At 69.4% G+C, this 9,393-nt stretch carries 11 protein-coding genes; 1 reads left to right on the forward strand and 10 read right to left on the reverse strand.

Translation table 11 applies throughout. The annotated features are described in order from the left end of the window. Nucleotides 1-2 precede the first annotated feature (2 nt). Together ACR9ZG_RS03465 and ACR9ZG_RS03470 are read right to left on the reverse strand one after the other, a co-directional pair. Complete coding sequence (locus ACR9ZG_RS03465) at nucleotides 3-734, reverse strand: alpha/beta hydrolase (protein ID WP_481283426.1); 732 nt, start codon at nucleotides 732-734, stop codon at nucleotides 3-5. A 44-nt stretch (nucleotides 735-778) separates the two neighbouring features. Then, on the reverse strand, nucleotides 779-1,084 hold the full coding sequence (locus ACR9ZG_RS03470) for a hypothetical protein (RefSeq protein ID WP_481283427.1): 306 nt from the start codon (nucleotides 1,082-1,084) through the stop codon (nucleotides 779-781). A 38-nt stretch (nucleotides 1,085-1,122) separates the two neighbouring features. Between ACR9ZG_RS03470 and ACR9ZG_RS03475 the strand changes: the two genes are divergently transcribed. Next, nucleotides 1,123-1,794: a hypothetical protein gene (locus ACR9ZG_RS03475; protein ID WP_481283428.1), complete on the forward strand. Its 672-nt coding sequence runs from the start codon at nucleotides 1,123-1,125 to the stop codon at nucleotides 1,792-1,794. 22 nt (nucleotides 1,795-1,816) lie between these two features. On the opposite strand, the gene ACR9ZG_RS03480 is transcribed toward ACR9ZG_RS03475, so the two are convergent. From ACR9ZG_RS03480 to ACR9ZG_RS03515, 8 genes are all read right to left on the reverse strand, one after another. After that, nucleotides 1,817-2,539 carry an aggregation-promoting factor C-terminal-like domain-containing protein gene (locus tag ACR9ZG_RS03480; protein ID WP_481283429.1) on the reverse strand — a complete coding sequence of 241 codons (723 nt, stop codon included), beginning with the start codon at nucleotides 2,537-2,539 and terminating at the stop codon, nucleotides 1,817-1,819. 71 nt (nucleotides 2,540-2,610) lie between these two features. Further along, the gene (locus ACR9ZG_RS03485; RefSeq protein ID WP_481283430.1) at nucleotides 2,611-3,153 is read right to left on the reverse strand and encodes a DivIVA domain-containing protein; all 543 of its coding nucleotides are present in this window, start codon (nucleotides 3,151-3,153) and stop codon (nucleotides 2,611-2,613) included. A 12-nt stretch (nucleotides 3,154-3,165) separates the two neighbouring features. Continuing rightward, nucleotides 3,166-4,191 carry a phosphatidate cytidylyltransferase gene (locus ACR9ZG_RS03490; RefSeq protein ID WP_481283431.1) on the reverse strand — a complete coding sequence of 342 codons (1,026 nt, stop codon included), beginning with the start codon at nucleotides 4,189-4,191 and terminating at the stop codon, nucleotides 3,166-3,168. 3 nt (nucleotides 4,192-4,194) lie between these two features. Beyond that, a complete protein-coding gene (gene frr, locus ACR9ZG_RS03495) occupies nucleotides 4,195-4,749 on the reverse strand; it encodes a ribosome recycling factor (RefSeq protein WP_481283432.1) in 555 nt (184 codons plus the stop codon). 49 nt (nucleotides 4,750-4,798) lie between these two features. Then, a complete protein-coding gene (gene pyrH, locus ACR9ZG_RS03500) occupies nucleotides 4,799-5,512 on the reverse strand; it encodes a UMP kinase (RefSeq protein WP_481283433.1) in 714 nt (237 codons plus the stop codon). A 118-nt stretch (nucleotides 5,513-5,630) separates the two neighbouring features. After that, entirely contained in the window at nucleotides 5,631-6,461 is an 831-nt protein-coding gene (tsf, locus tag ACR9ZG_RS03505; protein ID WP_481283434.1) for a translation elongation factor Ts, read from the reverse strand. 45 nt (nucleotides 6,462-6,506) lie between these two features. Next, the gene (gene rpsB / locus ACR9ZG_RS03510) at nucleotides 6,507-7,397 is read right to left on the reverse strand and encodes a 30S ribosomal protein S2 (RefSeq protein WP_481283435.1); all 891 of its coding nucleotides are present in this window, start codon (nucleotides 7,395-7,397) and stop codon (nucleotides 6,507-6,509) included. A 299-nt stretch (nucleotides 7,398-7,696) separates the two neighbouring features. After that, nucleotides 7,697-9,199 (reverse strand): sugar porter family MFS transporter, encoded by a 1,503-nt coding sequence (locus ACR9ZG_RS03515; protein WP_481283436.1) that lies wholly within the window; start codon nucleotides 9,197-9,199, stop codon nucleotides 7,697-7,699. Between the last annotated feature and the right edge of the window lie 194 nt (nucleotides 9,200-9,393).

Consider the following 9,393-nt stretch of genomic DNA (forward strand, 5'->3'; position numbering starts at 1 on the left):
CCTCAGGAGGCCGCGGGCGGCGGCCACTCCGTCGGCAGCGGCAGCGCGGCCGGGTTGAGCCGCGCGACGATCTCGTTCAGGACCGTCCTGGTCTGGTTCTCCCCCACCCACAGGTGCTTGCCACCGGCCACGTCGATCAGCTCGATCTGCGGCAGCGGTGCGAAGCGCTGGGCGGCCTCTGCGGGCCGCAGGTAGTCGTCGTGCTCGGGGATGAGCGCGACGATCGGACGGCGGTCCCCCGCCCACGCGGCAAGGTGCTCCGGCTTCGCCCGGTGCAGCGGCGGTGACAGCAGGATGACGCCGTCGACCGGGCACTCCCTCCCGTACATCAGCGCGAGCTCGGTGCCGAACGACCAGCCGAGCAGCCACGGGTGCGGGAGGCCGCGCTCGGCCACGAAGGCCATCGCGGCCTCCACGTCGTAGCGCTCGTCGATGCCGTGGCCGAACTCCCCCTGGCTGCGTCCGCGCGGCGACGACGTGCCGCGCGTGTTGAAGCGCAGCACCGCGATGTCCGCCAGCGCCGGGAGGCGGCCGGCGGCCTTGCGGAGGATGTGCGAGTCCATGAACCCGCCCCCGGTCGGCAGGGGGTGCAGCGTCACGAGCGTCGCCACCGGCTCCCGGTCGAGCGGCGCCGCCAGCTCCCCGACGAGGGTGAGGCCGTCCTGCGTGTGCAGTTCGATGTCCTCGCGCCGGGCGGGCAGCTCCACGCCGCCGCGGATCTCGGTGGTCGTCATCACGGGTTCTCCTCGTCGTGCTCGTCGAGCTGCGTCCGCAGCCGTCAGGCGATCTTCCAGCAGGCGGCGTGCCAGTGTCGGCGGGCCGCCAGGTCGGCGGCGTCGCCGAGCACGCCGTCGGCGCGCCACGCGACGACGTGGGCGACGCCCGGCTCGATGTCTCCGCCGCAGCCGGGGCAGACGTAGGCCTTCTGCGCCTGGGCGGCGGAGACGGGCTGCACGTTCCACGTGCCGCCGCGCTTGACCTCGGTCCGGCGCCAGCCGGTCAGCAGGCGGTCGAACCCGGTCTCCTGCTCCTCCTCGCGCTGCGTGCGCCCGTGGCGGCCACGGGGACGGTTGGAGCGAGGCATGTCTCCAGTCTAGGTCGAGGCAGCGCTACCATCGCCGCATGGGCGACGACGCTCGCACCGATCCTGCCCTGCAGGCCCAGCTGCTCGCCACCGAGCACTGGAGCCTCCTCGCGTCCCGTTCCACGACGCAGAGCGAGGTGCTGGTGCGCATCGGGATGCTGCTCACGCTGATGTCGGCGGTGCTCGTCAGCATCGCCCTCGTCGGGCAGGCCACGGGGTTCTCCGGCTTCTTCCCGGTCTTCGCCGACGTCCTCCTCGGGCTCGTGACCGTCGTCGGGGTCATGACGCAGATCCGCGTCTTCAACGCCGGGATGGACGACCTCATGTACGTGATCGCGATGAACCGCCTCCGGAGCGCCTACGTGTCGATCGCCCCCGAGATCGAGCCGTACCTCATGGCCTCCCGGCACGACGACCGTGCCGGGATCCAGCACACCTACTACTTCCTCGGCCGGCGGAGTGCCAGCCAGTTCCTGGGCAGCAGCATGCTGTTCATGAGCGTGGTGAACGCCGCGCTGGTGGGCGTCCTGGTCGGCGCGGTGCTGTTCACCGCGGGCGTGGCCGTCGATCCGTGCCTGATGCTGGGCGGCGTCGCCGCGATCGCCTACGCGACCGTCTCGGTGATCCTGGGCAACCGCACGTTCCTGGGGATGTGGCGGCACTACCGGCCGCTGGACACCTCGGACGGGCCCGACGAGCGCGTCGGATGAGCGCGCGACGGGCTGAAGCGGCTCAGTACCAGCCGGAGGACTCCGAGTGGCTCCACGCGCCGCACGGGGTGCCGTAGCGGCCGGTGATGTAGCCGAGGCCCCAGGTGATCTGGGTGGCGGCGTTCGTCTCCCAGTCGGGGCCGGCCGACGACATCTTGCTGCCGGGCAGCGCCTGCGGGATGCCGTACGCGCCGCTCGAGGAGTTGTGCGCGTAGACGTTCCAGCCGGACTCGCGGTTCCAGAGCGAGACGAGGCAGCTGTACTCGTCGTCGCCCATCCCGCGCGCCTGCAGCATCTCGTACGCGATCGCCTTCGCAGAACCCGGGTCGGGGGTGCCGGCGGGCGGCGCGGCCGAGACGGAACCCGACTCGTCGTCGCTCTCCTCCGCGACCGGCGCCTTCGTCGGCGTCGGGGTGGGGGTCGGCGTGGGCTTCGGCTTCACGGTCAGCTCCTCGCGGGTGACCGTGGCGGTGTAGGAGTCGGGGGCGGTGAGGCTCTGCACGGGCGCGTCGCCGAACCGTGAGGTGGTCGGCAGCTGCGGCATCGCCTCCGCGTAGGCGGGCGTCGCGGCGGACCCGGAGTACGGGTCGACGACGTTGACGAGCGCGAAGCCGACGGCCGCGGTGAACGCGAAGCCGTAGATCGCCGCCCGCGAACGGATGTGCGGGCGGCGGGGACGCTTGAAGGCGACTCCGACCGGGTTGGCCGGGGTCAGCGGAACGATCTCTGCTGCTGGTCTACCCACGATCACAAGACGATAACGGAGATCGGCCGAGTTTCCAAAGCAACCGTCACGGCACTCAGGCAATCGCCAGGTCAGCGCACGGCCAGCATGACGTCGGTCACGCTGTCGAGCAGGAGGTCGACCTGGACCTCCCGATAGCCTCCGCGCTGCTCCCGGAACGTGACCGTGCGCACCTCGTCGACGCTCATCGGACGGCCGTCCTGGAAGTACTTCACCAGCCGGTTCGCGAACCGGTCGACATCCTGCCGGTTGTAGCCCAGGGTGAGGATGCTGACCCGGTCGAAGCGCTGGCCGACCGGCCGGTCGAGACGGTTGAGGATCACCTGCGCGGTCGTGCGCGCCTCCTCGAGCCAGGTGGACTCGCCCTTGGCGCCGCGGGCGGCCTCCCGCTCCCGTGCCGCGAAGGCGTCCTCCAGCCGCTCCAGGGCCGCGTCGACGTGCGTGGTCGAGTAGCCGCCCTTCTGCATCGAGAACGCGGTGTGGCGGATGTCGGCCGCCGTGAGCCTCGACGAGCTCGAGTCGTCATAGGCGGTGCGCGCGGACTCGAGGAAGGCGTCGACCTGCTCGACGTCGTATCCGAGCTTCGACTTGGGGCTCCGGGGGAAGGTGCTCACTCCCCCATTCTGTCATCGGAAGATCAGGAACAGCACGTAGGTGGCCGCCGCCGACGGGAGGATGGAGTCCAGCCGGTCGAGGAAGCCGCCGTGCCCCGGCAGCCACGAGCTCATGTCCTTGATGCCCAGGTCGCGCTTGATCAGCGACTCCACCAGGTCGCCGGCGGTCGCGGTGAGCAGCAGCACGATGCCGAAGACGACGCCGAACCACCATGGCTGCCCGATCATGAACACCGACAGCAGCACGCCGGCGATGACCGCGGCGGCGGCGGCCCCCGCGAAACCCTCCCAGGTCTTCTTGGGGCTGATCGTCGGCGCCATCGGGTGTTTGCCGAACGACAGCCCGCTCACGTACGCGCCCGTGTCGACAGCGACGACCAGGATGAGGAACGCGAGCACCCACCACTCGCCGCCCGGCTCGGCCAGCAGCAGGATGGCGAAACTGGCCAGCAGCGTCACGTACAGCTGGACGAAGACGCTCCAGGTGAGGTCGCGGCCGAGCGCGGCGCCGCCGGCACGGCGACGGCGACCCGGGGGCACGACCAGCTCCTCCACCAGCCGCCACAGCACCACGAGCACGACGCCCGCCGAGAGTGCGACCAGCTGGCCGCCCGCGTGCAGGAAGAACGTCACCGGGATGATCGCCAGCGCCGCCGCGACGGTCGGGATGCGCGGGACCCGGCGCCCGGCGTCGCGGAACGCCTGGGCGAGCTCGAACGCCGCGAACCCGGCGATCGCCATCGCGAACGGCAGGAACAGCTGCTTGATGAAGATCAGGCTCAGCAGCACGAGCCCGCCGGCCACCAGCCCGATCAGGATCGCGAGCACCAGGTTGCGGCCCGTGCGCGCGGCGATCTTCTCGTTCGTCGCGTCGAGCTGCGCCTTCCTGGCGAGCACCTGGCGCTCGAAGTCGGCGCGGGTCGCCTGCACCTGGGCGCGCAACTCCTCGCGCGAACGGGGCTTCCCCCGCCGCCTCGCTGTCGGCGTGGCCTCCGGCACCGGGGGGTTCGGTGCTCCGGGACCAGTGCCCTCGGTCATCCGCTAGACCTCGAGAAGCTCGGCTTCCTTGCGCTTGAGCGCCTCGTCGACGGCGTCGACGTGCGTGCGCGTGAGGGACTCCAGCTCCTTCTCGCCACGAGCCACCTCGTCGTCGCCGACCTCGCCCTTGAGCGCATCGAGGTCGTCCTTGGCCTTGCGCCGGATGTTGCGCAGCGCGACCTTGGCATCCTCGCCCTTGCCGCGGACGATCTTGACGAACTCCTTGCGGCGGTCCTCGGTCAGCTCGGGGAGCGTGACGCGCACGATTTCGCCGTCGTTGCCGACGTTGGCCGAGAGGTTCGGCATGTTGACGATGGCCTTCTCGATGTCCTTGAGGGCCGACTTGTCGTAGGGCGTGACGAGGAGGACGCGCGCCTCCGGGTTCTGCAGCCCGGCGAGCTGCGCGAGCGGCGTCGGCGAGCCGTAGTAGTCGACCATCACCTTCTGGAAGAGAGCCGGGTTCGCCCGGCCCGCGCTCACGGTGCCGAAGTCCTCCCTCGCCGCGTCCACGGTCTTGCTCATGCGCTGGCGGGCATCGGAAATCACATCCGCGATCACGGTTTCTCCTTCAGATCGATGGGTGGTGTCTAGTCTACGGCCCGGCACCTCAGCCGAGCAGCGTGCCGATCTCTGCGCCCAGGAGCGCCGCCGTGACGTTGCCGGCCGGCTCGATGCCGAAGATGCGCATGGGCATGCCGTTGTCCATGCAGAGGCTGAGCGCGGTGGAGTCCACGGCCTTCAGGTTCTGCTGGAGGGCCTCCTGGTGCGAGATCTGGTCGATCTTGCGGGCGGCCGGGTTGGTGCGCGGGTCGTCGTCGTACATGCCGTCGACGCCGTTCTTGGCGACGAGCACCACGTCGGCGTTGATCTCCAGCGCACGCTGGGCGGCGACCGTGTCGGTCGAGAAGTACGGCAGGCCGGCGCCGGCGCCGAAGATGACCACGCGCCCCTTCTCGAGGTGGCGCTCCGCCCGCCGCGGGATGTAGGGCTCGGCGACCTGGGTCATCGAGATGGCCGACTGGACGCGCGTCTCGGCGCCGGCCTGCTCGAGGAAGTCCTGCAGGGCCAGCGAGTTCATCACCGTGCCGAGCATGCCCATGTAGTCGGCGCGGCCGCGGTCCATGCCGCGCTGCGACAGCTCGGCGCCGCGGAAGAAGTTGCCGCCGCCGACGACGATCGCGATCTCCACGTCTTCCGCGGCCTGCGCGATCTCACGCGAGATGCTGCTGACGATGTCGGGATTGACGCCGAGCTGGCCACCGCCGAAGGCCTCACCGGAAAGCTTGAGGAGGACCCTGCGCCTCGAGTTTGCTGCCGACATGCGTATGTGAGTCCTTCCGTGTGTTTCGTTAACGCTAGTGCGTGGCGGGACCGCGTGCGGACCCTCGCGCACAGAAAAGGAGTCCGGATCGAAACGATCCGGACTCCTTCTCGATGGGCTAGGCCCCGACCTTGAACCGGGCGAAGCCGGTGACCGTGAGGCCCGACTCCTTGAGCACCTGGCTGATCGTGAGCTTGTTGTCGCGGGCGTACTCCTGCTCGAGCAGGGCGACCTGCTTGAAGTAGGCGCCGAGGCGGCCCTCGATGATCTTCGGGAGCGCGGCCTCCGGCTTGCCCTCGTTGCGCGAGATCTCCTCGACGATGCGACGCTCGTTCTCGACCTCGTCGGCCGGGACGTCCTCGCGGCTGAGGTAGGTCGGGTTCGCGAACGAGATGTGCTGCGCGATGCTGCGGGCGGTCTCCGCGTCGTCGCCGGTGTAGCCGACGACCACGCCGACCTGCGGGGGCAGGTCCTTGGAGGTCTTGTGCAGGTAGATCGCGAAGTGCTCGCCGTTCACGACGGCGATGCGGCGGAGCTCGACCTTCTCGCCGAGGATCGCGGCCTCGTCGCCGATGAGCTCGGCGACGGTCTGCGAACCGGCGGGGGCGGCCAGCGCCTCCTCGACCGTGGTGGCGCCCGCGGCGGCGGTCGCGTCGAGGACCTTGTCGGCGAGGGCGATGAACTTGTCGCCCTTCGCGACGAAGTCGGTCTCGCACGCGAGCTCGATCATCGTCGCGGTGCCGTTGCCGTTCTCCTTGGCGGCGACGAGGCCCTCGCTGGTGGAGCGGTCGGCGCGCTTCGCGTTGCCCTTGGCACCCTTCAGGCGCAGGATCTCGGTGGCCTTCTCGATGTCGCCATCGGCCTCCTCGAGCGCCTTCTTGGTGTCGACCATGCCCGTGCCGAGCTGCTCGCGCAGGGCCTTGATGTCAGCGATGCTGATGTTTGCCATGTTCTGACTGGAACCTTTTCGTGTGAAGTGTCGTGGTTCGCGGGATTACTTGGACTCGGCGTCCGCGTCCGCGTCGGCCTCGCCCTCGGCGATCGCCTCGGCGGAGTCCGCCTTGGCCTCGGCGAGGTCGGCGTCCGCGTTCTTCTCGGTCTCGGCGCTGGACTGCACCTCGCCGGCCGACTGCTGCAGCAGCTCCTGCTCCCACTCGGCGAGCGGCTCGGCCTGCTCGGCACCCTCCTCGGGCTTCTGGTGGCGCTGGATGAGGCCCTCGGCGGCCGCGTCGGCGACGATGCGGGTCAGCAGCGAGACGGAGCGGATCGCGTCGTCGTTGCCCGGGATCGGGTACTGCACCTCGTCGGGGTCGCAGTTCGTGTCGAGGATGGCGATGACCGGGATGCCCAGCTTCTTCGCCTCGTCGATCGCGAGGTGCTCCTTCTTGGTGTCGACGACCCAGATCGCGCTCGGGGTCTTCGACAGGTTGCGGATGCCGCCGAGCGACTTGTGGAGCTTGTCGAGCTCGCGCTTCTTGATCAGCAGCTCCTTCTTAGTGAAGCCGCTGGTGGTGCCCTCGAAGTCGAGCTCCTCGAGCTCCTTCATGCGGGCGAGGCGCTTGGACACGGTCTGGAAGTTGGTCAGCAGACCACCCAGCCAGCGCTGGTTCACGTACGGCTGGCCGACGCGGGTCGCCTGCTCGGCGATCGCCTGCTGGGCCTGCTTCTTGGTGCCGACGAAGAGGATGGTGCCGCCGTGGGCGACGGTCTCGCGGACGAAGTCGTAGGTCTTGTCGATGTACGCCAGCGACTGCTGGAGGTCGATGATGTAGCTGCCCGAGCGCTCGGTGAGGATGAAGCGCTTCATCTTCGGGTTCCAGCGGCGGGTCTGGTGTCCGAAGTGGACGCCGCTGTCGAGCAGCTGGCGCATGGTGACGACGGCCATTGCCGTTCTCCTTCTCCTGCCTCCGCGCCGGCGCACGGCACGGGAGGCGATTTCTGCGGTTGATCTGCGGGCGGCCGGCGGCCGTCGCACCTGGTGCCCCGCGCGCATCCGCTCCCCTTCGCCCCGCGCGGAGGAACCGCGTGGCGTGGAAGGGAGACCGGTGGATGCGCGCCCCGCCCCTGGGGTGAACCCTCGGGGGCGTCCGGGCACGCGTAGTCACTCCGACGAGCGGAGTGCTTCGGAAAGCATACCAGGCGACGGCGTGCTCCGGGGCGGACGCTGCCGCCCGCCCCGGAGGGTCAGACGGAGTCCCCGCTCGACCGCACCTGCGGGCCGCGCTGACGTCCGCGTGCGTTCGTGAACAGCGTCTCCGCCTGCTCGAGCGCCATGCCCTTCGTCTCCGGGACCTTGAAGAAGACGAAGAAGAACGACAGGGCCGCGAACACCGCGTACATGCCGTAGGTGAACGGCAGCGAGAAGTCCGACATCGGCGGGAACGACACGGTCACCAGGAAGTTGGCGATCCACTGCGCAGAGGCCGCGACGCCGAGCGCCGCGCCACGGATGCGGGACGGGAAGATCTCGCCGAGCAGCACCCACACGAGCGGGCCCCACGATGCCCCGAAGAAGACGACGAAGGCATTGGCGGCGATCAGGGCGATCGGCCCCCACGGGTTCGGGAGCGACACCGCATCGCCGGACTTCGTCGCGAAGGTGAACGCGAGAGCCATCAGGGCCAGGGAGAGCGCCATGCCGATCGAGCCGGTGAGCAGGATCGGCCGCCGGCCGACGCGGTCCACGAGGAGGATGGCGATGATCGTCACGACCACGTTGGTCACCGACGTGATGACGGTGATGAGGAGCGAGCTGCCCTCGGTGAACCCGACCGCCTGCCAGAGCGAGGTCGAGTAGTAGAAGATCACGTTGATGCCGACGAACTGCTGGAACACCGAGAGGATGATGCCGATCCACACGATCGGCTTGAGCCCGAAGCTGTTGCCGCGCAGGGTGCTCTTGGCGCCCTGCTCGTCCTCCGCGATGGCGTGCTCGATGTCGGAGATCTGCCGGTCGACGTCCTCCTCGGGCACGAGGGTGGTGAAGATCTTCCTCGCCTCGTCCCGCTTGCCCGTGGTGAGCAGGTACCGCGGCGACTCGGGCAGCGTGAGCGCCAGGATGCCGTAGACGACCGAGGGGATCACGCCGACCAGGAACATCCACCGCCATGCCTCCAAGCCCAGCCAGAGCTGATTGGAGGCCGCACCGGCCGCCCCCGCGAGCAGCGCGTCGGACAGCAGCGCGATGAAGATACCGATCGTGATCGCGAGCTGCTGCAGCGAGGCGAGACCGCCGCGCGACTGCTTCGGCGAGATCTCGGCGATGTACGCCGGCGCGACGACGGACGCGATGCCGATGCCGAGGCCGCCGACGACGCGCCACAGGCCGAGGTCCCACACCGAGAACGCCAGCCCGGCGCCGATCGAGCTGACGAGGAACAGCACCGCTCCGAGCAGCATCACCTTGAGCCGCCCCCACCGGTCGGCGAGGCGGCCGGCGATGTAGGCGCCGAGGGCGCAGCCGAGCAGTGCGATCGCGACGACGAAGCCCTTCACGAACGCATTCAGCGCGAAGTGCTCCTGGATGGAGTCCACAGCACCGTTGATCACCGACGAGTCGAAGCCGAAGAGGAAGCCGCCGACCGCCGCCGCGATCGCCAATCCGAGGACTCGACGCCTCATCGCGGGTGTCGGCGTCGGTACGTGGTCGTTCTCACTCGTCAGGCGATTGCTGCGTTGTTCAGACATGTCATCCCTTTTTCGGTTGTCGTCCACCGGCGCCTCCCGAGGCTGATGGCCTCGTCGAGCAACCGGCGATGAATACGGTACGCCGTGTTTCGGACCAGGTGAACGGGAGGAACGGCGTGCCGTCTACACAGGGCTGTGGAGGGGGCGGTTGTCCACCGATTCGCCGATCGGCGGGCTGTCTCTTATACACATCT

It is taken from the genome of Leifsonia sp. KNZ12-8B (assembly GCF_056755495.1).

Coding starts and splice junctions, on each gene's coding strand:
- ACR9ZG_RS03465 (WP_481283426.1), bottom strand. CDS start 734: ATGACGACCACCGAGATCCGCGGCGGCGTGGAGCTGCCCGCCCGGCGC.
- ACR9ZG_RS03470 (WP_481283427.1), bottom strand. CDS start 1,084: ATGCCTCGCTCCAACCGTCCCCGTGGCCGCCACGGGCGCACGCAGCGC.
- ACR9ZG_RS03475 (WP_481283428.1), top strand. CDS start 1,123: ATGGGCGACGACGCTCGCACCGATCCTGCCCTGCAGGCCCAGCTGCTC.
- ACR9ZG_RS03490 (WP_481283431.1), bottom strand. CDS start 4,191: ATGACCGAGGGCACTGGTCCCGGAGCACCGAACCCCCCGGTGCCGGAG.
- pyrH (WP_481283433.1), bottom strand. CDS start 5,512: ATGTCGGCAGCAAACTCGAGGCGCAGGGTCCTCCTCAAGCTTTCCGGT.
- tsf (WP_481283434.1), bottom strand. CDS start 6,461: ATGGCAAACATCAGCATCGCTGACATCAAGGCCCTGCGCGAGCAGCTC.
- rpsB (WP_481283435.1), bottom strand. CDS start 7,397: ATGGCCGTCGTCACCATGCGCCAGCTGCTCGACAGCGGCGTCCACTTC.
- ACR9ZG_RS03515 (WP_481283436.1), bottom strand. CDS start 9,199: ATGTCTGAACAACGCAGCAATCGCCTGACGAGTGAGAACGACCACGTA.